General features: G+C 72.7%; 23 protein-coding genes. 18 read left to right on the forward strand and 5 right to left on the reverse strand.

Annotation, left to right across the window (positions count from 1 at the left end; genetic code table 11):
• Positions 1-46 precede the first annotated feature (46 nt).
• Genes PSD17_RS12955 through merB form a run of 3 tightly spaced genes read left to right on the forward strand, consistent with a single transcriptional unit; the run spans position 47 to position 2,824 of the window.
• The gene (locus PSD17_RS12955) at positions 47-1,579 is read left to right on the forward strand and encodes a S1C family serine protease (protein WP_339122765.1); all 1,533 of its coding nucleotides are present in this window, start codon (positions 47-49) and stop codon (positions 1,577-1,579) included.
• Between the two features lie 38 nt (positions 1,580-1,617).
• On the forward strand, positions 1,618-2,049 hold the full coding sequence (gene tatB / locus PSD17_RS12960; RefSeq protein ID WP_013673222.1) for a Sec-independent protein translocase protein TatB: 432 nt from the start codon (positions 1,618-1,620) through the stop codon (positions 2,047-2,049).
• 40 nt (positions 2,050-2,089) lie between these two features.
• The gene (merB, locus tag PSD17_RS12965; RefSeq protein WP_339122786.1) at positions 2,090-2,824 is read left to right on the forward strand and encodes an organomercurial lyase; all 735 of its coding nucleotides are present in this window, start codon (positions 2,090-2,092) and stop codon (positions 2,822-2,824) included.
• A 73-nt stretch (positions 2,825-2,897) separates the two neighbouring features.
• Here the strand turns inward: merB and PSD17_RS12970 are convergent, their stop codons facing one another.
• Positions 2,898-4,286: an amidase gene (locus PSD17_RS12970; protein ID WP_339122766.1), complete on the reverse strand. Its 1,389-nt coding sequence runs from the start codon at positions 4,284-4,286 to the stop codon at positions 2,898-2,900.
• Positions 4,283-5,227 carry an NAD(P)-dependent oxidoreductase gene (locus tag PSD17_RS12975; RefSeq protein ID WP_199796528.1) on the reverse strand — a complete coding sequence of 315 codons (945 nt, stop codon included), beginning with the start codon at positions 5,225-5,227 and terminating at the stop codon, positions 4,283-4,285. Before PSD17_RS12975 ends, PSD17_RS12970 begins: the two co-directional genes overlap by 4 nt.
• 162 nt (positions 5,228-5,389) lie before the next feature.
• Here PSD17_RS12975 and PSD17_RS12980 point away from each other — a divergent pair, with 162 nt between their 5' ends.
• The 6 genes from PSD17_RS12980 to PSD17_RS13005 all read left to right on the forward strand — a co-directional run bounded on the left by PSD17_RS12980 (position 5,390) and on the right by PSD17_RS13005 (position 10,716).
• Positions 5,390-5,905 (forward strand): DUF3830 family protein, encoded by a 516-nt coding sequence (locus PSD17_RS12980; protein WP_339122767.1) that lies wholly within the window; start codon positions 5,390-5,392, stop codon positions 5,903-5,905.
• Positions 5,906-5,920: 15 nt separating this feature from the next.
• Positions 5,921-6,688, forward strand: a complete 768-nt coding sequence (locus tag PSD17_RS12985; RefSeq protein WP_013673227.1) for a maleate cis-trans isomerase family protein — start codon at positions 5,921-5,923, stop codon at positions 6,686-6,688.
• A 34-nt stretch (positions 6,689-6,722) separates the two neighbouring features.
• Positions 6,723-7,457: a maleate cis-trans isomerase family protein gene (locus PSD17_RS12990; protein ID WP_013673228.1), complete on the forward strand. Its 735-nt coding sequence runs from the start codon at positions 6,723-6,725 to the stop codon at positions 7,455-7,457.
• Between the two features lie 57 nt (positions 7,458-7,514).
• Positions 7,515-8,225, forward strand: coding sequence for a GntR family transcriptional regulator (locus PSD17_RS12995; protein ID WP_202946409.1), 711 nt, complete (start codon positions 7,515-7,517; stop codon positions 8,223-8,225).
• Between the two features lie 175 nt (positions 8,226-8,400).
• Complete coding sequence (locus PSD17_RS13000) at positions 8,401-9,327, forward strand: AEC family transporter (RefSeq protein ID WP_339122768.1); 927 nt, start codon at positions 8,401-8,403, stop codon at positions 9,325-9,327.
• Between the two features lie 132 nt (positions 9,328-9,459).
• Complete coding sequence (locus PSD17_RS13005) at positions 9,460-10,716, forward strand: aspartate aminotransferase family protein (protein WP_339122769.1); 1,257 nt, start codon at positions 9,460-9,462, stop codon at positions 10,714-10,716.
• Between the two features lie 57 nt (positions 10,717-10,773).
• On the opposite strand, the gene PSD17_RS13010 is transcribed toward PSD17_RS13005, so the two are convergent.
• The gene (locus PSD17_RS13010; RefSeq protein ID WP_013673232.1) at positions 10,774-11,928 is read right to left on the reverse strand and encodes an Mrp/NBP35 family ATP-binding protein; all 1,155 of its coding nucleotides are present in this window, start codon (positions 11,926-11,928) and stop codon (positions 10,774-10,776) included.
• A gap of 148 nt (positions 11,929-12,076) precedes the next feature.
• Between PSD17_RS13010 and PSD17_RS13015 the strand changes: the two genes are divergently transcribed.
• Complete coding sequence (locus PSD17_RS13015) at positions 12,077-12,571, forward strand: MarR family winged helix-turn-helix transcriptional regulator (RefSeq protein ID WP_445261011.1); 495 nt, start codon at positions 12,077-12,079, stop codon at positions 12,569-12,571.
• Positions 12,572-12,595: 24 nt separating this feature from the next.
• Here the strand turns inward: PSD17_RS13015 and PSD17_RS13020 are convergent, their stop codons facing one another.
• Together PSD17_RS13020 and PSD17_RS13025 are read right to left on the reverse strand one after the other, a co-directional pair.
• Positions 12,596-13,114: a DUF1003 domain-containing protein gene (locus PSD17_RS13020; RefSeq protein WP_013673234.1), complete on the reverse strand. Its 519-nt coding sequence runs from the start codon at positions 13,112-13,114 to the stop codon at positions 12,596-12,598.
• The gene (locus tag PSD17_RS13025; protein ID WP_013673235.1) at positions 13,107-14,417 is read right to left on the reverse strand and encodes a magnesium transporter MgtE N-terminal domain-containing protein; all 1,311 of its coding nucleotides are present in this window, start codon (positions 14,415-14,417) and stop codon (positions 13,107-13,109) included. The genes PSD17_RS13020 and PSD17_RS13025 overlap by 8 nt, the downstream gene beginning before the upstream one ends.
• A 50-nt stretch (positions 14,418-14,467) precedes the next feature.
• On the opposite strand from PSD17_RS13025, the gene PSD17_RS13030 reads away from it, so the two are divergent.
• The 8 genes from PSD17_RS13030 to PSD17_RS13065 all read left to right on the forward strand — a co-directional run bounded on the left by PSD17_RS13030 (position 14,468) and on the right by PSD17_RS13065 (position 23,167).
• Positions 14,468-15,355, forward strand: coding sequence for a PhzF family phenazine biosynthesis protein (locus PSD17_RS13030; RefSeq protein ID WP_339122770.1), 888 nt, complete (start codon positions 14,468-14,470; stop codon positions 15,353-15,355).
• A 149-nt stretch (positions 15,356-15,504) separates the two neighbouring features.
• A complete protein-coding gene (locus PSD17_RS13035) occupies positions 15,505-16,464 on the forward strand; it encodes an HpcH/HpaI aldolase/citrate lyase family protein (protein ID WP_013673237.1) in 960 nt (319 codons plus the stop codon).
• A 42-nt stretch (positions 16,465-16,506) separates the two neighbouring features.
• Positions 16,507-17,700: an acyl-CoA dehydrogenase family protein gene (locus tag PSD17_RS13040; protein WP_013673238.1), complete on the forward strand. Its 1,194-nt coding sequence runs from the start codon at positions 16,507-16,509 to the stop codon at positions 17,698-17,700.
• A gap of 310 nt (positions 17,701-18,010) precedes the next feature.
• A complete protein-coding gene (locus PSD17_RS13045; protein WP_013673239.1) occupies positions 18,011-18,547 on the forward strand; it encodes a general stress protein in 537 nt (178 codons plus the stop codon).
• Positions 18,548-18,773: 226 nt separating this feature from the next.
• Positions 18,774-20,153, forward strand: a complete 1,380-nt coding sequence (locus PSD17_RS13050) for an ABC transporter substrate-binding protein (RefSeq protein ID WP_339122771.1) — start codon at positions 18,774-18,776, stop codon at positions 20,151-20,153.
• Positions 20,150-21,109, forward strand: a complete 960-nt coding sequence (locus PSD17_RS13055) for a carbohydrate ABC transporter permease (protein ID WP_013673241.1) — start codon at positions 20,150-20,152, stop codon at positions 21,107-21,109. The genes PSD17_RS13050 and PSD17_RS13055 overlap by 4 nt, the downstream gene beginning before the upstream one ends.
• Before the next feature lie 14 nt (positions 21,110-21,123).
• The gene (locus PSD17_RS13060; RefSeq protein ID WP_013673242.1) at positions 21,124-21,960 is read left to right on the forward strand and encodes a carbohydrate ABC transporter permease; all 837 of its coding nucleotides are present in this window, start codon (positions 21,124-21,126) and stop codon (positions 21,958-21,960) included.
• 7 nt (positions 21,961-21,967) lie between these two features.
• Positions 21,968-23,167: an ABC transporter ATP-binding protein gene (locus PSD17_RS13065; protein WP_013673243.1), complete on the forward strand. Its 1,200-nt coding sequence runs from the start codon at positions 21,968-21,970 to the stop codon at positions 23,165-23,167.
• The last annotated feature ends 94 nt before the right edge of the window (positions 23,168-23,261 follow it).

Raw genomic sequence — 23,261 nt, forward strand, 5'->3', positions numbered from 1 at the left:
GCGGGGGGGGGGGGGCCCCCCCGCCGTTCCTGCCGAGACGCCGGGGGTGGCGGCGCCCGCCGCGGACGGCGCCGACGCCGTTCCCGCCGAGGCGTCGGCCGGGCCACCACGGCTCGCCCCGCGCCCGCTGGAGCGCCCGGCCGTCGACCCGGGGGAGCGGTCGGCGTTCGGCCGCCCGTCCGGGGTCGAGGGCGGGTTCGCGCCGCTGCGCAACGGCTCGTCCGACGGACGGATCGCCGGCGCCGCCCCGCCGCCCGCGGCTCTCGCCGCGGCCTTCTCCCGCAGCCACGCCGACGTCGCGGGCCTGCAACGACCGCCGACGCCCGCGGGCGCGGTCGGCGAGCCCGGCGGCCCCGCGCTCTGGGACGGGCCCGGCGCCCCGGCCGACCGCGACCCCTGGCGCGATCCCGGCAGCGCGGCGCGCCTCGGCGAACCGGTGGAGGGCGACGCCGCACCCGACCGCGCCCCCGGTTCCGGTGCCCGGCTCAGCGTCCGGGAGGTGCTGTTCGGCAAGCGCGTGCATCCCCGCGCCCTCGCCCTGCTCGCGGTGATCGCGCTGGCCATCGGGGCGGTCGGGGGCGTCGTCGGGCACCTCACGGCGTCGGGCGCACAGGGCCTCACCGAGCCGGGCGCGACGCTCACGTCGACGTCGGACTCCAAGGAACGACCTCCCGGCTCGGTCGCCGACATCGCGGCACGGGTGCTGCCCGCCGTCGTGTCCATCGAGATCAAGGTCGGCGACCAGGGCGGGACGGGCTCGGGCGTCGTCATCGACCCGGCGGGCTACGTGCTGACCAACAACCACGTCGTCGCGCCTGCGGCCCAGGGCAACGGCGCGACGATCGAGGCGATCTTCAGCAACGGCCAGCGGATGCCCGCGGCGATCGTCGGCCGCGACCCGAAGACCGACCTCGCCGTGGTCAAGGTCGCCGTCGCCAACCCGACGGTGGCGCGGATCGGCTCGTCGTCGTCGCTGGCCGTCGGCGACGGGGTGCTCGCGATCGGGTCGCCCCTCGGCCTCGCGGGCACGGTGACCGACGGCATCGTCAGCGCCGTCAACCGGCCCGTCCGGCTCGACAGCGGCGGCAGCGACACCAACGCGGTCATCGACGCCATCCAGACCGACGCCGCGATCAACCCCGGCAACTCCGGCGGCCCGCTGGTCGACTCGACGGGCGCGGTCGTCGGCATCAACACGGCGATCCGCAGTCTCGGCCAGGGCGAGGGCGGGTCGATCGGCCTGGGCTTCGCCATCCCGATCGACGACGCCCGGCGCATCGCCGAGGCGCTCATCCGCGACGGCTCGGTCAAGCACGCCGACCTGGGCGTCAACGCGAAGTCGGTGACCGACGGCACGACCGACGGGGCGCAGGTGCAGAACGTCGTCGCCGGGGGAGCGGCGGCCGCGGCGGGCATCGTCGAGGGCGACGTCATCCTCAAGGTCGGCGACCGGACGATCGCGGGTGCCGACGAGCTCGTCGTCGCCGTCCGCGAGCTGGCGCCGGGACAGAGCGTCCCGATCGAGCTGGTCCGCGACGGGCGGCCACTCACCGTCACGGCCGTGCTGGCCTCGGACTGACGGTCGACCGACGCGGAGTCGCAGGTAGGATCGGCGACGTGTTCGACAGCGTCGGCTGGGGCGAGATCCTGGTGCTCGTCGTGGCGGGGCTCTTCATCCTCGGTCCCGAGCGCCTCCCCGGTGCGGCCGCGTGGCTCGGCAGGACCATCCGTCAGGTCCGGGAGTACGCCACCGGCGCGCGCGACCAGCTGCAGAAGGAGCTCGGCCCGGAGTTCGACGAGCTGCGCAAGCCGCTGGAGGACCTGCGGAGCCTGCGCGACTTCAACCCGCGCACGGCCGTCCGCCGCACGCTGTTCGACGACGGTCCCTCCCGGCCGGTGAGCCTGGAGAAGCCCAACGGCTTCGCGGTCGCGGGCGACGGCACGCAGGTCAACCAGGCCCCAGGCGGAGCGGCGACCAACGGCTCGGCTCCGGCCGCCACGCCGTTGGCCCCGAACGAGCGTCCCCCGATCGACCCGGACGCCACGTGACCGCGTGACCGACCCTCGCCCGGCCGCGCCGACCCCCGCCATGGCGGGCACGGGCGGCCCGGCGAACGACGCCGCGGCGACGGACGGCGCGGCGGCGGACGGCGCGGCGACGGAGGACGTCCGGCTCGCGGTCTACCGGCACTTCGCCGAGACCGGTGACGCGCCGTCGCCGGCGGACCTGGTGACCCGGACGGGGTGGTCCGCAGCGGTCGTCAGGGCGGCGCTGGAGCGGCTGCACGACCGTCGCGATCTCGTTCTCGATCCCGGCGACCGGGACCGCGTCGTGCTGGCCCATCCCTTCGCCTCGGTGCCGCTGGGCTTCTCGGTGATGGGGGCGCGCACGCTGTGGTGGGGCGGCTGCGCGTGGGACTCCTTCGCGATCCCGCACCTGCTCGACGCCGAGCCCGAGGTGCTCGTCGCGACCCGGTGCCCGGCCTGCGCGGCCCCGCACGCCTGGTCCGTCGACAGAAGGGCGCCGCCCGACGGCGACCAGGTCGCCCATTTCCTCATCCCGACCGCGCGCATCTGGGACGACGTCGTGCACGCCTGCTCCCACCAGCGGCTCTTCTGCTCGACCCACTGCGTCGACGCCTGGCTGGCGGCCACCGGACGCCCGCGCGGGTACGTGCTGGACCTGCCGACGCTCTGGCGGCTGGCCAGCGGCTGGTACGTCGGGCGTATGGACCGCGGGTACGTCCGGCGCGGGCCCGTCGCCGCGGCCGCCTACTTCGCCGAGGTCGGCCTCCGCGGCCCCTTCTGGGGCCTCCCGGCCTGACCGGCCCCGCCTCCGCGTCCGGGACCGCCGACTGGTCGCGGTCGGCGACGGCTGCCACTCACAGGGGCGCCACTCACAGGAGGGGTGGGCGGCGCAGGTGGTGGTCGGTCGCCTGCTCGAAGGCGTATGCCGCCGTCAGGACCCGGGCGTCGGCGTGGCGGGGGCCGACGATCTGCAGGCCGATCGGCAGCCCGGCGGCCGTGAAGCCGCAGGGAACGCTGGCGGCGGGCTGCTGCGTCATGTTGAACGGGTAGGTGAACGGGGTCCACGTCGTCCAACGCCGCCCGTCGGGCGACTCCTGCCCGGCCCGGAACGCGGCGATGGGCAGGGTCGGCGTGAGCAGCACGTCGTGGCGCTGGTGGAACTCGTTCATCAGGCTGCCGAGGTCGTTGCGGACGGCCATCGCGGTGAGGTACTCGACCGCGCTGACCTTCTCGCCCTGGGTCGCGATGTCGACGAGCCCCGGGTCCATCCGGGACCGCGCAGCGGCGTCGAGCGCCTCCATCGACTTCGCCGCACCGGTGAACCACAGGGTCTCGAACGCCTCGACGGGGTCGGCGAAGCCGGGATCGACGTACTCCACGGTCGCGCCGAGCGAGGCGAAGACGCCGGCGGCGGCCTCGACGGCGGCCCGGACCTCGGCGTCGACGTCGACGTGGCCGAGCGTCGGGCTCACCGCGACCCGCAGGCCGGACACGCCGTCGCCTTGCGCGTCGACGCAGCGGCGGACGGGTGTCGGCAGGGCCCAGGGGTCGCGGACGTCGAACCCGGATATCACGTCGAGCAGCAGCGCGGCGTCGGCGACGGTGCGCGTCATCGGGCCGACGTGGGCCAGCGTGCCGAAGGGGCTGGCGGGGTGGTGCGGGACGCGGCCGTAGGTGGGCTTGTGCGCGACGGTCCCGGTGAACCCGGCGGGGATGCGGACGGACCCGCCGCCGTCGGTGCCCAGCGACAGGGCGCCCATCCCGAGCCCGACGGCCGCCGCGCTCCCGCCCGACGAGCCGCCCGCCGTCAGCGTGGGGTCCCACGGGTTGCCGGTGACGCCGGTCAGCGGCGAGTCGGTGACGCCCTTCCAGGCCAGCTCGGGCGTCGTCGTCTTGCCGATCAGCACCGCGCCCTGCTCGCGAACGCGTGCCACGGGCGGGCCGTCGACCTCGCCCGGCGCCGGGTCGGAGGTGACCGAGCCGCGCCGGGTCGGCCAGCCGGCCGTCAGCAGGATGTCCTTGATCGAGGTCGGCACGCCGTCGAGCACGCCGCACGGCGCACCGCGTCGCCAACGCTCCTCCGACTCCCTGGCCGTCGCGAGCGCGCCCGCCTCGTCGACCAGGCAGAACGCGTTGACGTGCGGGTCGAGCCGGGAGATGCGCTCCAGGGCGTCGCGGGTCGCCTCGACGGGGGAGAGCTCGCCCGTCCGGTAGGCGGTGAGCAGTTCGGTGGCCGAGAGGTCGGCGGTGGAGCTCATCGGTGCCTTTCCGAGACGTAGCCGCGGTTCTTGTCGACGACGTTGCGCAACGGCCTGCCGTCGCGGCTGCGGGCGAGGTTGTCGGCGAACAGCGCGACGAGGTTGTCACGCCATCCCGTGGTGTCGCCGGACATGTGCGGGGAGACGATCACGTTCGGCATCGTCCACAGTGGAGAATCGGCCGGCAGCGGCTCGGTCTCGAAGACGTCGAGGGCGGCTCCCGCGATGCGGCCCTGCTCGAGCGCGGCGACGAGATCGGCCTGGACGACGAGCGGGCCCCGGCCGACGTTGATCACCCGCGCGCGGCGGGGGAGCAGGTCGATCGCCGCGGCGTCGAGCAGGCCGCGGGTGCGGTCGGTGAGCGGCGCGGCGAGCACGAGGGTGTCGGCCTCGGGGAGCAGCGCGGGCAGGTCGTCGATGGCGTGCACGCCGTCGGACGCGGTGCGCCCCACGAGGTCGACGCGCTGCCCGATCGCGGTGAGCATCGCCGCGACGGCCCGTCCGATCGGCCCGCCCCCGACGACGACGGCCCGCGTCCCCGCGACGTCCTCGGTCTCGCGGTGGTGCCACTCACGGCGCGCCTGCTGGGCGAGGGTGCGGGGCAGGTCCTTGGCGAAGGCCAGCACGAGCCCCGCGACGTACTCGGCGATCGGGGTGTCGAAGACCCCGCGCGAGTTCGTCAGCACGACGTCGGACTCGACGAGCCCCGGGAAGATCAGGCGGTCGACGCCCGCGCTCGCGGTGTGCACCCACCGGACGGCGTCGGCGGCCGCCCAGCAGTCGCGCACGGCGTCGGAGGTGAAGTCCCACACGAGCAGGGTGTCGGCCCCGGGCAGGGCCGCGGGCAGCTCGTCGGCCGTCGCGAGCCGGACGTCGGCGTCGCCGAGGACGTCGGTGACGGCCGCGTCGAGCCCGGGCGGCGTGTCGCCGGCGTGCAGCACAGCAATAGACCTCTGACCTGCGGAGACGGTCAACTGCGAGGTCCTCTCGGGCGTGGGCCGGGGCGGCAATTGACACGCTAGGAAGCCCTCGTATGATTGTCAACAATCAGCGGCATTGCGGCCTCTGGCTCCCACACGGTCCTTCAGCTCGGGGTGGTCCTCTTGTCCAAGCTCATCCGCATCACGCTCGCCAAGCGGGGTGTCTCCTGCGTGGCGGAGCTGCTGGAGAAGGAGGCACCGCGCACCTCGGCGGCGGTCTGGGAGGCCCTGGGCCGTGGCGAGCTGGGTGGCGACGCGCAGCACGCGAAGTACGCGCGCAACGAGGTCTACACGATGGTCCCGCGCTTCGGCGACGAGATCGGCTACGAGAACACCACGGTCACGCCCATCCCGGGGGACGTCGTCTACTTCTCCTTCTCCGGCGGGATGCTCGACCAGTCGTTCAAGGCCGACCAGAACATCGACCACCTCCCCGGGGTGATCGATCTGGCCATCTTCTACGGTCGTAACAACCTCCTGCTCAACGGCGATGTCGGGTGGGTGCCGGGCAACGTCTACGCCACGATCGTCGAGGGTCTCGACGTGATGGCGGAGGCGTGTCACGACGTGTGGCGGTCCGGCAGCGTGGGTGAGCGGCTCGTGTACTCGCGGCTGACGGGCTCGTCGGGTACCGACTGATCGAAGGGGGCGCGCATGCCCACCGAGCTCTCCGTCGGACTCGTCGAGTCCACGCCGGAGGAGAACCAGCCCGGCATCGGAGTGGTCGCGCCCTTCGACTTCGCGCTCGATCGTGAGCTCTGGCGATGGGCTCCCGACGACGTCTCGCTCTACCTCACGCGGCTCCCGTTCTTCACCACTCCCGTGACCGTGGAGATGGCCGTCGCGATCGGCGACCGGCGGGCCCTGCGCCGCGCCACCCGCGACGTCCTCACCCCGCAGCCCGGGGTGGTGACGTTCGCCTGCACGTCGGGCAGCTTCGTCGGCGGGGCGAGCGGCGAGTTCGTGCTGCGCCGGACGATGCTCGAGGCCGGTGCGCCCACGGTGTCGACGACGTCGGGTGCCCTCGTGGAGGCCCTGCAGCTGCTGGGTGTCCGGCGGCTCGCCGTCGCGACGCCCTACATCGACGCCGTGACCGACCGGCTGGCGTCGTTCCTCGCCGAACACGAGGTGGAGACCGTCGCCCGGCAGGGGCTGGGGCTGTTGGGCAACATCTGGCGGGTCACCTACGACGAGGTCGTCGAGATCGTCCGTGCCGTCGACCGCCCCGACGCGGAGGCGCTGTTCATCAGCTGCACCAACCTGCCCACCTACGACGTCATCGAGCCGCTGGAGCGTGCGCTGGGCAAGCCCGTCATCACCGCGAACCAGGTGACGATGTGGGCCGCGCTGCGGGCGATCGGGCGCGACGCGGTGGGCGGCGGGACCCTGCTGAGGACACCCCATCGGCTGTCGGTGGCTTGACCGCACCGCACGTTTCGTAGGATTGTCGACAATCATGACTGACGCTGCGACGACCGTCGGAATCCTGTACCCCGGCTACTCCGCCGAGGACGACTACCCGCGCGCCGAGGGCCTGCTGGGCGACGGCAGCAGGCTGCCGCTGGTGCACACCGAGATGCGCGAGGACGCCCACCGCGTCGACGCGCTGCTCGACATCGGCGGCGACGAGGTCCTGGCCACCGGTGCCGCGCAGGTCGCGGCGAAGGCCGGTCCGCTGGACTCGATCGTCTGGGCCTGCACGTCGGGCAGCTTCGTCTTCGGCTGGGACGGCGCGGCCGCGCAGGTCGCGGCGCTGCAGGAGGTCGCGGGCGTCCCGGCGTCGAGCACGTCGTTCGCGTTCGTCGACGCGTGCCGCCGGCTCGGGGTCACCAGGGTCGCCGTCGGCGCCACCTACCCCGACGACGTCGCGGAGCGGTTCGTCGAGTTCCTCGGCACGGCGGGCATCAGTGTGCTGTCGCTGTCGGCGCGCGGGATCATCACGGCCGCGGAGGTCGGTACGCTGCCCGCCGACCTGGTGCTCGACTTCGCCGCGGCCGCCGACCACCCCGACGCACAGGCCGTCCTGCTGCCCGACACCGCGCTGCACACCGTCGAGCTGCTCGACGACCTCGACGCGCGCGTCGGCAAGCCGGTGCTGACGGCCAACCAGGTCAGCATCTGGCAGGGACTGCGGCTCGCGGGCGCCGACCGCGGTCGCCCCGGGCTCGGCGCGCTGTTCGCGGCGGGCTGACCACCGGGCTGCGCCGACTTCCGGACCGGGCGGACGACGAGGAGACACGAGGTGGAGCTGGATCTGGGCGATCTCGAGCCGGTGAGCCGACGGTCCACCGCGGCCATCGTCGCCGACCGGCTGCGGCAGGCGATCATGCGCGGCACGCTGCCGCCGGGCACGCAGCTCGGTGAGGTCGAGCTCGCGACGCGTCTGGGGGTCAGCCGCGGTCCGTTGCGCGAGGCCATGCAGCGGCTCGTCGCCGAGGGCCTGCTGCGCAGCGAACGCCATCGCGGGCTGTTCGTCCGCGACCTCGATGCCGCCGACGTGCGCGACGTCTACACCGCACGGGCGGCCGTCGAGCGGGCCGCCGGACTGCTGATCCTCGCGGGCGACCGGACCGCCGCGGTCACCGTCCTCAGCGCGGCGCTCGAGGAGATGGCGGCGGCCGCCGCGGCGGGCGACGCCGTCGGGCTCGCAGACGCCGACCACCGCTTCCACCACGAGCTCGTCGCCGCCTCGGGCAGCCCACGGCTGCGCCGGATGGCCGACGCGCTGCTCGTCGAGACCCGGATGTGCCTGGCCGCCCTGCAGCAGAACCCGGCCCCCGCCGCCGAGCTCGTCGAGGAACACCGCATCCTGCGCGACGCGGTGCGCGACGGCGACGCCGACCGCCTCGTCGCGACGCTCGAGACGCACATGGCGGACGCGGTGACCCGCATCCTCGACGTGGCGCCCGTCGTCGGCAACGTGCCCACCGAGCCGACCCCGCCCGCGGGAGCCGCCTGATCCCGCGTGCCCCGCCGCGCGGCATTTCCGGTCTCGGCTCGCCGAACCCCGTCGTCGGGGTCTGCGCATGCAGGCGGGCGACCGCCGAACCCGCGCGGAGCGCTCCCGGCGTGAGCCGCACGTCACGGTCCGGCCCGGCGCGGCCCGCACTACGGTCGAAAGCCGTGACGGCACGGTGACCGGGGTCCTCGACGGGTTCCTCGTCCTCGCGGTCGTCGTGGCGGTCGGCTGGGGGATCGGCCGGTCCGGGATCCTCGGGCCCTCGGCGGTCGAGGTGCTCTCGCGGGCCGCGTTCTTCGTCGCCAGCCCGGCGTTGCTGTTCTCGACGATCTCGACATCCGACGTGCACGCCGTCTTCTCCGGGGCGCTGCTCGTGACCGCGATGTCGAGCACCGCGGCGTGCCTGCTCTACCTGGTCTTCGCCGTCGCCCGGCGGCGCCCGGTGGGGGAGAGCGTGATCGGCGCGATGTGCTCGGGGTACGTCAACGCGGGCAACCTCGGGCTGCCGATCGTCACCTACGTCCTCAAGGACCCGTCGGCGATCGCGCCCGTGCTGCTGTTCCAGCTCGCGGTGCTCGGGCCGGTCGGCGCCACCGTGCTCGACGTCGTCACGAGCCGGGAGAGCGGCCGCCGGCTGTCGGTGCTGCGGACGGCGTCGGCGCCGCTGCGCAACCCCATCGCGATCGCGACGTGCGCCGGGCTCGTCGTCGCGTTCACCGGCTGGCACCCGCCCGAGATCGTGATGGCGCCCGTGCACCTCGTCGCGGGGATCGCGGTGCCCGGGATGTTGCTCGCGTTCGGGATCTCGCTGCACGGCGCCGCGCGACCGGGACGCGGCGGCACAGGTGTCCCGCTCGTCGTCGTGTCGGTGCTGAAGAACCTCGGACAGCCGGCGATCGCGGTCGCAACCGGGACGGCGCTCGGCATGTCGGGCGGGGCACTGCTCGCCGTCGCGGTCTGTGCGGCGCTGCCGACGGCGCAGAACATGTTCGCCTACGCCGTGCGCTACCGGCAGGGCCAGTCGCTCGCGCGCGACGCCGGCCTGGTCACGACGGTGGTCAGCATCCCGGTCATGATCGGCGTGGTGGCGCTGCTCGCCTGACGCCGGCACCCCGGACCGGGCCTGCTCGCCGCACGGGCTTGCCCCGGCCGGGACCGGCGTGGTTCCATCGGTACGGATTGTCGACAACTCGACAACGCGACAATCTCACCCGACCACACGGAGCCCGGCGCCATGGCATCTCTGTCTCCGCTCCTCGTGCAGGCCACCCCGGTTCAGGTGGCCCGCGGCGAGGGCGTCCACCTCTACGACACCGACGGCAACCGGTACCTCGACTTCACCGCGGGGATCGGCGTCACCAGCACCGGGCACTGCCACCCGCGGGTCGTCGCGGCGGCGCAGGAGCAGGTCGCGACGCTGATCCACGGGCAGTACACGACCGTCATGCACCAGCCGCTGCTGCGCCTGACCGAGCGGCTCGGCGACGTCCTGCCCGCCGGGATCGACAGCGTCTTCTACGTCAACTCCGGCAGCGAGGCCGTCGAGGCGTCGGTCCGGCTGGCGCGGCACGCCACGGGGCGCCCGCTGGTCGTCGCGTTCGACGGCGGCTTCCACGGGCGCACGATGGGCGCGGCCGCGCTCACGACGTCGGGCGCCAAGATCCGCTCCGGCAACACCCCGATGATGAGCGGCGTCGCGTTCGCGCCGTTCCCCTACGCCTACCGCTACGGCTGGAGCGAGGACGAGGCCGTCGCCTTCGCCCTGCGCGAGCTCGACCGCCTGCTCCTCACCGCCGCGCCGGCCGCCGACGTGGCCGCGTTCATCGTCGAGCCCGTGCTGGGCGAGGGCGGCTACGTGCCGACGCCCGCGTCGTTCCTCGTGGGGCTGTGCGAGCGCGCGGACCGGCACGGCATCCTGCTGATCGCCGACGAGGTGCAGACAGGCTTCGGGCGCACCGGCCTGTTCTGGGGCCACCAGCACGCGCCGGGCGTGACGCCGGACGTCATCGTCACCGCCAAGGGGCTGGCCAGCGGCTTCCCGCTGTCGGCGATCGCGGCGCCCGCCGCGCTGATGGCCAAGGGCCGTCCCGGGTCGCAGGGCGGGACCTACGGCGGCAACGCCGTCGCCTGCGCGGCCGCGCTCGCGACGCTCGACGTCATCGAGGACGAGGGACTCGTCGCCAACGCGGCGAAGCAGGGCCTGCGGCTGCTCGACGCGGCGCGCGACCTCGCGGCCGACCACCCCGGCATCGGCGACGTCCGGGGCCGCGGGCTGATGGTCGGCACGGAGTTCGTCACGCCCGACGGCCGGCCCGACGGCGCGACCGCCGCCCGTGCCCACGCCGCCGCGTCGGCGCACGGCCTGCTGCTGCTCACCTGCGGGGCCGAGGGGCACGTCGTGCGGATGATCCCGCCGCTCGTGGTCACCGCGGACCAGGTCGACGAGGGCATCGCCCTCTGGTCGAAGGCCCTGACGGACGCGACCACCTGACGCCCTGACCGATTTCGCCGGCGCCGGCCCCCACTGCACGAACGGCGCAGGGGAGGTTCAGCGGCCGGCCGGGGTGATGTTCAGGCTCATGCCGGCGAGGCCGCGGGCACGCGTCGAGAGCTTGTCGGCGACCGCGCGCAGCGCGCTCCCCGCTGGGGACTCGGGTGCGGCCAGGACGATCGGCGTGCCCGAGTCGCCGCACTCGCGCAGCTCGGGCGCCAACGGGATCTGGCCCAGCAGCGGGACGGGAGCGCCCAGCGCGCGGCTCAGCGAGTCGGCCACCGTCTGCCCGCCACCCGAGCCGAAGACCTCCATCCGCGAGCCGTCGGGCAGCTCCATCCACGACATGTTCTCGACGACGCCCGCGAGCCGCTGCCGCGTCTGCAGCGCGATGCTGCCGGCCCGCTCGGCGACCTCGGCCGCGGCCTGCTGCGGCGTCGTCACGACGAGCAGCTCCGCGTTGGGCATGAGCTGCGCGGTGGAGATCGCGATGTCGCCGGTGCCGGGCGGGAGGTCGAGCAGCAGGACGTCGAGGTCGCCCCAGAACACGTCGGCGAGGAACTGCTGCAGCGCACGGTGCAGCATCGGCCCGCGCCACACGACGGGGGTGTTGCCGTCGACGAACATCCCGATCGAGATGACCTTCACGTCGTGCGCCTGCGGCGGCATGATCATGTCGTCGACCTTGGTGGGCCGGGCGGTGGTGCCCAGCATGCGCGGCACGGAGTGGCCGTAGATGTCGGCGTCGACGACGCCGACCGAGAGCCCCCGTGCGGCCATCGCGGCAGCCAGGTTGACCGTCACCGACGACTTGCCGACCCCGCCCTTGCCCGACGCCACGCAGTAGACCCGGGTCAGCGAGCCGGGCTGGGCGAAGGGGATGACGGGCTCGGCCGAGTCGCCGCGCAGGCTGCGCCGCAGCTCGCTGCGCTGCTCGTCGGACATCACGTCGAGCTCGACGACGACGTCGCGCACCCCGGGCACCGCGGTGACGGCCTCGGTGACGCGCGTGGTGATCGTGTCGCGCATGGGACAACCCGCGACGGTGAGGTACACGGCGACGTGCGCGACGCCGTCGGCGGACACCTCGACGCTCTTCACCATGCCGAGCTCGGTGATCGGCTTGCGGATCTCGGGATCGTCGACCTTGGCGAGCGCGGCGCGGACGGCCTGCTCGACGGTCTGCGATCCGGTGTTTCCCATGACGGACATCAGGTTCTCCGTTGCAATGCTGCTGGGCGCTGGTGCGGTGTCCCGGGCGGGCGGCGGTGCCTCGCCCCACCCGCGGCTGACCCCGGCGGGAGGACTCCATCCTACGTGCGTCGTCGGGCCGACCCTCACCTCCGTAGCATCTGATGACGTGACGGACATCGCCGACGCCACCGCGGGCCGGGCCCGCGCTGGCGATCCGGGGGGACGGCGGGCCGTGCCGACGCAGGAGCAGCTCGCCTCGTGGCGGGCCTTCCTGAAGGCGCACGCCACCATCACCCGGGTACTCGAGAACGAGCTGGAGGCCGAGCAGCGGCTGTCGCTCGCGGCCTACGACGTGCTGGTCCAGCTGGCCGAGGCGCCGCAGCGGCAGCTGCGGATGACCGAGCTGGCCGACGCCGTGCTGCTGTCGCGGTCGGGGGTGACCCGGCTGGTCGACCGGCTGGAGCGGGCGGGGCTGGTGACGCGCTCGCCGGTCGCGGGGGACGGCCGGGGCGTGGCGGCGCACCTCACCGAGGCCGGCCTCGGCAGGCTGCGGGTGGCAGCGCGGACCCACCTGGCCGGCGTGCTGGCGCACTTCGTCGACCGGCTCGACGACGAGCAGCTCCGGGCGCTGGAGACGATCAGCCTGCGGCTCGTCGTGTAGGACGGTGGGGACCGGACCGGTCGGTCAGTGCTCGTGCCTGCTCACCTGGCGCCGACGCTCGGCCTCGGCGCGCGGTGGATCCGCCCCGAGGCGCTCGGCCAGCTTGTCGAGCTCGCTGCGCAGGTAGTCGCGCGTCGCCACCTCGCCGATGGCGATGCGCAGGGCGGCGAGCTCGCGGGCGAGGTACTCGGTGTCGGCCTTGGTGCGCTCGGCGCGGGTGCGGTCCTCCTCCAGTGCGACGCGGTCGCGGTCGTCCTGGCGGTTCTGCGCGAGCAGGATCAGCGGCGCGGCGTAGGCGGCCTGGGTGGAGAAGGCCAGGTTGAGCAGGATGAACGGGTAGGGGTCCCACTGCAGGCTCACCGCGAACAGGTTGAGCCCGATCCACACGACGACGATGACCGTCTGGATCGCGAGGAACTGGCCCGTCCCGAGGAACCGGGCGATCCTCTCCGACAGCCGGGCGAAGCCCTCGGGGTCGACCTCGAACCGGCGCCTGCTGGAGACGGGCTGGTCGAGTTTGCGGGTGCTGTGCAGCTCAGGCACGGTCGGCCCCCAGCTCTTCGGCCGGCAGCCCGCCGGAGCGTGACCCGTTGCCGACGAACCCGTCGCCCGGTTCGGTCATCTCGTCGCGCCAGCCGACGGGCAGGATGTGGTCGAGCACGTCGTCGACGGTGACCGCACCCAGCAGGTGGTCCTCGGAGTCCACGACGGGTCCCGCCACCAGGTTGTAGGCCGCGAAGTAGCGGGTGATCTCGCTGAGGGTGGCCTCCGGGGTCAGCCGGGCGAGCTCGCTGTCGACGATGCCCGCCACCAGGTCGAACGGTGCCTCGCGCAGCAGCCGCTGGGCGTGCACGCAGCCGAGGTAGCGGCCCGTCGGGGTCGCCGACGGCGGCCGGCACACGAACACCATGCTGGCCAGGGCCGGCGGGATGTCGGGGTTGCGGATGTGGGCGAGCGCCTCCGCGACGGTCGCGTCGGGGCGCAGGATGATCGGCTCGGGCGTCATCAGGCCACCCGCGGTGTCGCTGGAGTAGCTCAGCAGCCGGCGGACGGGCTCGGACTCCTCGGGCTCCATCAGCGCGAGGAGCCGGTCGGACTCGGCCGGGGAGAGCTCGCCGAGCAGGTCGGCGGCGTCGTCGGGCGACATGGCCTCGAGGACGTCGGCGGCGCGTTCGGAGTCGAGGTGGGCGAGCAGCTCACGCTGGTCGGACTCGGACATCTCCTCGAAGACGTCGGCGAGCCGCTCGTCGTCGAGCGCGTCGATGACCTCGAACTGGCGCTTGGGCGGCAGTTCCGAGAGCGCGGCGGCGACGTCGGCCGGGCGCATCGCCTCGAACACCGAGAGCAACCCCTCGGTGCCCTGCCGGTCGGTCAGGGTCAGCCCCTGCGCGGCACTCCACGGCACGACCTGCACCGAGCCGCGCCGGGTGAGCCGCGAGCGCCGCGGCCGCACCGCGAGCCTGCCGACGACCCAGTCCCGCGACCGGAGCGGCTCGATGGCGGCGTCGACGACCACGACCTCCTGGCCGGAGTCGCTGAGCGTCACCGTCGCGTCGAGGACCTGGCCGATCACGAGCGCCTCGTTGGGTCGCTGGTGGAAGCCGCGCAGGCTGACCGAGCCCGTCGCGAGGGTGATCGCCGCGGGGTCGACGGCCGTCACCCGCAGCATCGGGACGAAGATCCGCCGCCGCGTCGCGAGCTCGACGACGAGGCCCAGCACCCGCGGCGGGCTCGGATCGACGCGCAGCGAGATGACGACGTCGCGCACCTTGCCGATGCGCTCGCCGTCGGGCCCGAACACGGCGAGACCCGCCATGCGCGCCACGAAGACCTGGGTCGCTGCCACGCGGGCCAGCCTAGAGCGGCGTCATCCCTGGTGGGACCTAAGGTCGGCGCATGAACGGGATGCGCTACGACGTCGTCGACGTGTTCACCGACCGGCCGTTCGCCGGCAACCCGCTGGCCGTCGTGCACGGGGCCGGCGAGGCGGGTCTCGGCGGCCCGGCGATGCAGGCGATCGCGGCCGAGTTCGCGCTGTCGGAGACGGTGTTCGTGCTCCCGCCGACGCGGCAGGGCGCGGACTACCGGGTGCGCATCTTCACCCCGGCCGTCGAGCTGCCGTTCGCGGGGCATCCGAGCGTCGGCGCGGCGTGGGTGCTCGCGCGCGACGGGGTGATCGGCGGGGGCGACGTCGTGCAGGAGTGCGGCGCCGGGCTGCTCCCGGTGCACGTCGACGCGGCCGGCGCACGCGTGACGGGCGGGACGCCCGAGGTGCTCGACGGCGTCGACCCCGCGGGCGCGGTCGCACTGGCCGAGGCCGTCGGGCTCACGGCCGCCGACGTCGACGACCGGGTCCCGGCCGGGTCGACCGCGGCCGGCGTGCCCTACGTGGTGCTCCCGGTGCGGTCCGACGCCGTCGCCCGCGCGCAGTGCGACGCCGGTGCGGTCCGCGCGCTGACGGCCGGGCGGACGGGGCTCGTCGTCGCGGCCCTGGAGCACCTGCCGGAGGTGCACCTGCGGATGTTCGCCCCGGGTTCGGGTGTCGTGGAGGACCCCGCGACGGGATCGGCGGCCGTGGCGCTGGGGGTGTTCCTCGCCGACCGCGGCCTGCTCGCGGCCGAGGGCGGGTCGTCGTTCACGATCGCCCAGGGTGCGGAGATCGGGCGCCCGTCCCGGCTCGACGTCACCGTGACCACCCGCGCCGGCGCGGCCGTCGCGACGACCGTGCGGGGTGGGGTCGCACCGGTGGCCACGGGGGTCCTGACGGCCCGCCCCGCGGAGTGAGCCGGGTCTCGACGGGGCGGCCGAACAGGCCTTTCACCTCGCGTGGGTGAGAAACCAATCACCTCTGGCGGGTGTCGGGGCCCGGTCCGTGCCAGCATCGCCACAAGCCTGCGCAGTCCTGCGTGCCGACCCGACGAGGAGTCGCCTCCGTGACCACCCGCACCCGCGCCCGCCGCTCCTGTCTCGCCGTCCCCGGCTCGAGCCAGAAGTTCATCGACAAGGCCCGGACGTTGCCCGCCGACCAGGTCTTCCTCGACCTCGAGGACGCCTGCGCGCCGCTGGCCAAGCCGGGCGCGCGCAAGACGATCGTCGCGGCGCTCAACGAGGGCGGCTGGGGCGAGCGCATCCGCGTCGTGCGGGTCAACGACTGGACCACGGAGTGGACCTACCGCGACGTGACCGAGGTCGTCGAGGGCGCGGGCGCCAACCTCGACGCGATCATGCTGCCCAAGGTGCAGACGGCCGAGCAGGTCGTCGCGCTCGACCTGCTGCTCACCCAGATCGAGAAGACCATGGGCTACGAGGTCGGCCGGATCGGGATCGAGGCGCAGATCGAGAACGCGCTGGGGCTGACCAACGTCAACGCCATCGCCGCGGCCTCGCCGCGCGTCGAGACGATCATCTTCGGCCCGGCCGACTTCATGGCGTCGATCAACATGAAGTCCCTGGTCGTGGGCGAGCAGCCGCCCGGCTACGACGTCGGCGACGCCTACCACCACATCCTCATGAGCATCCTGATGGCCGCGCGCGCCCACGAGAAGCTCGCCATCGACGGCCCGTACCTGCAGATCAAGGACGTCGACGGGTTCCGCCGCGTCGCGGGCCGGTCGGCCGCGCTCGGCTTCGACGGCAAGTGGGTCCTGCACCCCGGCCAGATCGACGCCGCCAACGAGACCTTCAGCCCGGCCCAGGCCGACTACGACCACGCCGAGAACATCCTCGACGCCTACGACTGGTACACCTCCGAGGCCGGTGGCAAGCGGGGCGCGGCGATGCTGGGCGACGAGATGATCGACGAGGCCAGCCGCAAGATGGCGCTGGTGATCTCGGGTAAGGGCCGGGCCGCCGGCATGGAGCGCACCGACCGGTGGACCCCGCCGGAGGCGTGAGCCGCCCCCGCCGCACCCACCCGAGACCCCGAGGAGCAGCAGATGGCCCGCCTCGCCCAGACCGCCGGTCTGACCGACGTCCAGCAGGAGATCCTGTCCACCGTCAGGACGTTCGTGGACAAGGAGATCATCCCGCACGCCACCGCGCTGGAGCACGCGGACACCTACCCGCAGGACATCGTCGACGGGATGAAGGAGATGGGGCTCTTCGGCCTCACCATCCCCGAGGAGTACGGCGGCCTGGGCGAGTCGCTGCTGACCTACGCGCTGGTCGTCGAGCAGATCGCGCGCGGGTGGATGAGCGTCTCCGGCGTCATCAACACGCACTTCATCGTCGCCTACATGCTCACCCAGCACGGCACCGACGAGCAGAAGCAGCGGCTGCTGCCGCAGATGGCGGCCGGTGAGGTCCGCGGCGCGTTCTCGATGTCGGAGCCCGACCTTGGCTCCGACGTCGCGGCGATCAAGACGAAGGCCGTGCGCGACGGCGACGACTACGTCATCGACGGCGCGAAGATGTGGCTGACCAACGGCGGCACCTCGAACCTGATCGCCCTGCTGGTGAGGACGGACGAGGGCAAGCCCAAGCCCCACCAGAACCTGACGGCGTTCCTGGTCGAGAAGCCGACCGGGTACGGCGAGGTCGCGCCCGGGCTCACGATCCCCGGCAAGATCGACAAGATGGGGTACAAGGGCGTCGACACCACCGAGGCGGTGTTCGACGGCTACCGCATCCCCGCGTCGGCGATCCTGGGCGGGGAGACCGGCAAGGGCTTCTCGCAGATGATGGACGGCGTCGAGGTCGGCCGGGTCAACGTCGCCGCCCGCGCCTGCGGCATCTCGATCCGGGCGTTCGAGCTCGCGGTCGAGTACGCCCAGCAGCGCAGCACGTTCGGCAAGCCGATCGCCGAGCACCAGGCCATCGCGTTCAAGCTCGCCGAGATGGGCACCAAGGTCGAGGCGGCGCACCACATGATGGTCAACGCGGCGCGGCTGAAGGACGCGGGCACGCGCAACGACGTCGAGGCCGGGATGGCCAAGCTGATCGCGTCGGAGTACTGCGCCGAGGTCACCCAGGAGGCGTTCCGCATCCACGGCGGCTACGGCTACTCCAAGGAGTACGAGATCGAGCGGTTGATGCGCGAGGCGCCGTTCCTGCTCATCGGCGAGGGCACGTCGGAGATCCAGAAGACGATCATCTCCCGGGGGCTCCTGCGCGAGTACCGCTCGCGCTGACCTGGGCGGGGCCGGCGGCCGCACTCCCGATCGCGGCCGCCGGCCCGTCTCCCGACCCCCACGGGAGGGCCGACGATACGCCTCCACACGGATTCGTGTGCCCCCGAACGGAGTGATCGGCCCTGGTCGTCCGGCGCGTCGCGTCCTGCCGCCGACCACGGGGTGTGATCAGATGGGGTCGCCGTGCGCGACGTCACCGGCACGACCGCGGCTGGTCCGGCCCGTCGCGGGCACTGTGTCCGGCTCGTGTGCGTTGGCATGATGGGTGCCTGACCATCCAGGTGTCCCGAATCGTCGAGGAGAGTCTCCGGTGACCGCACCGTTCGGCGGCTCCGGGCGCGCCGTGCCCGGTCTGCCCAATCTGCCCACCCCGCCGACGGGCTGGCCCGTCGGCTCCTACGCCACCTACGAGGAGGCGCAGCGGGCCGTCGACCACCTCGCCGACAGCGACTTCCCGGTTCGGGACGTCACGATCGTCGGCGTCGACCTGATGCTCGTCGAGCGCGTCATCGGCCGCCTGACCTGGGGGCGCGTGCTCATGTCGGGCGGCGCGTCCGGCGCCTGGTTCGGTCTGTTCTTCGGCCTGCTGCTGGGGCTCGTCGGGACGACGACCGCGCCGTTCGTCGCCGTCCTCATCGGACTCGTGGGCGGCATGATCTTCGGCATCATCCTCGCCGCGGTCGGCTACGGCGCCTCCCGCGGCCGTCGCGACTTCACGTCGGCGAGCCAGATGGTCGCCGGCCGGTACGACGTCCTGTGCCAGCCGCGCAACGCCGAGAAGGCTCGTGAGCTGCTCGCGAAGCTCGCGATGTCGCCGGGCGCCGGCCAGCGGCCCGCCGGGAGCTGACGGGGCGGGCCGGTCGCCGGAGGTCGATCTCTTCGGCCGCCGCCGGGCGACCATCCGGACGCGAAGATTGCGGTCCGGTCTCGGTCTCCCATGTTCGAATTGCGAGCACCGTCCACCCTCCGTACGTTCGGTGCACCGGCGCGATCTCGTGACCGGTGTCACAGGCTGAACACGCCGACGTGTCGCCGTTCGCGAGCGCCTCGTCGGCTCCTGACGGGAGGCCGGTATGGGGCAGCCGCTCGGGCGGAGGCGGCAGGGACGGCAGGGACGGCAGGGACGCGGGAGGTTCCGGACGTTCGCGATCGGGGGCGCCGCGCTGCTCGCGGCCGCGACCATCGCGGGGTGCGGGAGTGCGCCGGCCGGGCCGCCCGTCCTGAACTTCTACACCCCGGCCGACGGGGCGAAGCAGTACGCGGCGGCGGCCGCCGCGTGTACCCAGCAGTCCGGCGGCCGGTACTCGATCGTGCAGCAGACGCTACCGAAGAGCGCCGACGACCAGCGGCTGCAGCTCGCGCGCCGGCTCGTCGCGGGCGACCCGTCCGTCGACATCATGGGCATCGACGTGACGTGGACGGCCGAGTTCGCCGAGGCCGGCTGGCTGGAGAAGTTCCCGGCGGACCAGGCGGCGAAGGTCAAGGAAGGAACGCTGGCCGGCCCGCTCGACACCGGGACCTGGCAGGGCGAGCTCTGGGCAGCCCCGCTCAACACGAACACCCAGATCCTCTGGTACCGCAAGGACCTCGCGCCCAACCCGCCGGCCACGTGGGACGACATGATCGCCCAGTCCGAGGCGCTCGCGGCCAAGGGCCTGCCGGCGGCCATCGAGGTGCAGGGCGCCCAGTACGAGGGCATCACCGTCTGGTTCAACACGTTGCTGACCAGCGCGGGTGGCCAGGTCGTCAACGAGAACGGCGACGTGCTCATCGACAAGGGCGACGCCGCGGTGAAGGCCGCGACGATCATGCAGCGGGTCGCGACCGCCAAGGGAGCGGACCCGTCGCTGTCGGTCAACAAGGAGAACGACGGCCGGCTCGCGATGGAGGCGGGCGAGGCGGCGTTCCAGCTCAACTACCCGTTCGTCTACGCCTCGATCAACACCCCGCCGCCGGACGGCGGCGGTGGCGGGACGTTCATCGACGCGCAGGGCAAGGCGACCTCACAGGACACCGGCCGCCGCGTCATCGACGAGTTCGCGTGGGCCCCCTACCCGTCGGTCATCCCGGGCAAGCCCGCGACCGTCACGATCGGTGGCCTGAACCTGGGCGTGAGCAGCACGTCGCTGCACAAGGACCTCGCGTTCGACGCCGTGCAGTGCCTGCGCGACCGTGACAACCAGCTGGTCAACGCGGTCGACGGCGGTGTCCCGCCGACGCTGGAGGCGCTGTACTCCGACCCGGCGTTCCAGGAGAAGTACCCGGCGTGGCAGGCCATCAAGGAGTCGCTGGACAACGCCAGCGTCCGCCCGAAGACCCCGGCCTACCAGAGCATCTCCATCGTGCTGTCCGACGCGCTGAACCCGCCCGGCGACATCGACCCGCCGGTGGTGGTCGCGGGTCTCGCCGAACAGATCCGGAAGGCGGAGAACTCGGAGGGGTTGGTCCCGTGACACTCGACAGCGGAGCGCTCGCCGCTGCGACGACCAAGCAGGAACCGTCGCACCGCGCGGGCAAGCAGCCCCTCTCCGAGGGCAAGAAGGCCGAACGGCGGCTCGGGCTGTGGCTGTGCGCCCCGGCCGCGATCATCATGGTCGCCGTCACGGCGTACCCGATCATCTACGCGATCTGGCTGTCGCTGCAGCGCTACGACCTGCGCTTCCCCGCCGAACGGGAGTTCGCCGGGCTGTCCAACTACGGCGCGGTGCTCACCTCGGCCTACTGGTGGCAGGCGTTCCTGATCACGGTGATCATCACGGTGGTCTCCGTGGCGATCGAGTTCGTGCTCGGCCTCGCGCTCGCGCTGGTCATGCACCGCACGATCGTCGGGCGCGGGCTGACCAGGACGGTCGTGCTCATCCCGTACGGGATCGTCACCGTCGTCGCGGCGTTCTCGTGGCAGTTCGCGTGGACGCCCGACAAGGGCTACCTCGCGGCGATGCTGTCCGAGGGTTCGGCGCCGCTGACCGGGCAGGCGTCGGCCATCGCGATCATCATCCTCGCGGAGGTCTGGAAGACGACGCCGTTCATGGCGTTGCTGCTCATGGCCGGGCTCGCGCTCGTCCCCGACGACCTGCTCAAGGCCGCGCAGGTCGACGGTGCCGGTGCCTGGCAGCGGCTGACGCAGATCATCCTGCCGATGATGAAGCCCGCCATCCTCGTCGCGCTGCTGTTCCGCACGCTCGACGCGTTCCGGGTCTTCGACAACATCTACATCCTCACCCAGGGGTCCAACGGCACCGGCTCGGTCTCGATGTTGGGCTACGACAACCTGTTCAAGGCCTTCAACCTGGGCATCGGCTCCGCGATCAGCGTCCTGATCTTCGTCGCCGTCGCGCTCATCGCATTGCTGTTCATCAAGATCTTCGGGGCCGCGGCCCCGGGCTCCGAGCCGACGGGGAAGCGGTGATCTGAGTGGCGACGATGACGGCGACGGCTCCCGCCAACAAGAAGATCGGCTGGGGCCTCATCAACCTCCTGGTGATCCTCTACGCGCTCATCCCGGTGCTGTGGATCGTCAGCCTCTCGTTCAAGACGGCCGACACGATCACCGACGGCAACTTCATCCCGCGCAGCTGGACGTGGTCGAACTACGCGCAGATCTTCCAGATCAACCTCTTCACCAGCGCCCTGCGCAACTCCATCGGCATCGCGCTGATCTCGACGGTCATCGCCGTCGTGATCGGGACGATGGCGGCCTACGCGATCGCCCGGCTCGACTTCCCGGGCAAGAAGGCGCTCGTCGGCGTCTCGCTGCTGATCGCGATGTTCCCGCAGATCTCGCTGGTCAGCCCGCTGTTCGACATCGAGCGGGCCATCGGGCTCTTCGACACGTGGCCCGGCCTGATCCTGCCCTACATCACCTTCGCGCTGCCGCTGGCGATCTACACGCTGTCGGCGTTCTTCCGCGAGATCCCGTGGGAGCTGGAGAAGGCGGCCAAGATGGACGGTGCGACGCCGCTGCAGGCGTTCCGCTCCGTCATCGTGCCGCTGGCCGCGCCGGGCGTCTTCACCACCGCGATCCTGGTGTTCATCTTCTGCTGGAACGACTTCCTGTTCGCGGTCTCGCTGACCTCGACGTCGCGCTCGCAGACGGCGACGGTGGCGATCTCGCAGTTCACGGGCGCCTCGCAGTTCGCCGAGCCCACCGGCTCGATCGCGGCGGCCGCGGTGCTGCTCACCATCCCGATCATCATCTTCGTGCTGTTCTTCCAGCGCCGGATCGTGGCCGGCCTGACCTCCGGCGCAGTGAAGGGGTAGGACTCCAATGGCAGACATCGTTCTCGACCACGTCTACAAGCGGTACCCGGACGGCACCCTCGGCGCCGACGACGTCAACATCGAGATCGCCGACGGCGAGTTCATCATCCTCGTCGGGCCGTCGGGCTGCGGGAAGTCGACGACGCTCAACATGATCGCCGGGCTGGAGGACATCTCCGAGGGCGAGCTGCGCATCGGCGGCGCCCGGGTCAACGAGAAGGCGCCCAAGGACCGCGACATCGCGATGGTGTTCCAGTCCTACGCGCTCTACCCGCACATGACCGTCCGGGAGAACATGGCGTTCCCGCTGAAGCTGGCCAAGGTCGACAAGGCCGAGATCGCCCGCAAGGTGGAGGAGACCGCGCAGATCCTCGACCTCACCCAGCACCTGGACCGCAAGCCCGCCAACATGTCCGGCGGGCAGCGCCAGCGCGTCGCGATGGGGCGGGCGATCGTCCGCAGCCCGAAGGCGTTCCTCATGGACGAGCCGCTGTCGAACCTGGACGCCAAGCTCCGCGTCCAGATGCGGACGATGGTCTCCAAACTGCAGCAGCGCCTGGAGACCACCACGGTCTACGTCACGCACGACCAGACCGAGGCCATGACGCTCGGCGACCGTATCGTCGTCATGAAGAGCGGTGTGGTGCAACAGATCGGCTCGCCGCAGCATCTCTACGACGAGCCGGCCAACCTGTTCGTCGCGGGCTTCATCGGCTCGCCCGCGATGAACTTCCTGCCCGCCACACTGGAGAACGGGTCGCTGCGCACCTCGCTCGGCGACCTCGGGATGCCCGACCGGGTCCGGCGCGCGCTCGAGGCGGCCGACGCGCCGCGCGAGGTCATCGTCGGTATCCGGCCGGAGCACTTCGAGGACGCGGGCGTCGTCGAGGACCACGTCCGGGCGCGGGGGTCGGTGTTCACCGCCGAGGTCGACGTCCTGGAGTCGATGGGGTCGGACAAGTTCGCCTACTTCAAGATCGAGGGCGAGCAGGCCATGTCCGACGACCTCGCCGAGCTCGCCGCCGACGCCGGCACCGCCGACGTCCCCGACAGCGCGGGGCAGCTCGTCACGCGGCTGTCGGCGACCTCGCAGGCGAGGGAGGGCGAGCGTTCCGAGGTGTGGGTCGACACCGACAAGATCCAGATCTTCGACCCGCACTCCGGCGCGAACCTGACCAGCAAGGACCCGGCCACCGCCAACGCCTGACGCTCGTCCACCGGAAGCGGCGTCCTCCTGCGGGAGGGCGCCGCTCCTGTGTGCGTGCAAAGCGCCGGGATGCCGGTGCTCCGGCGGTGTGCCG

This window comes from Pseudonocardia sp. D17 (assembly GCF_036984265.1).
Lineage (GTDB): Bacteria > Actinomycetota > Actinomycetes > Mycobacteriales > Pseudonocardiaceae > Pseudonocardia > Pseudonocardia benzenivorans.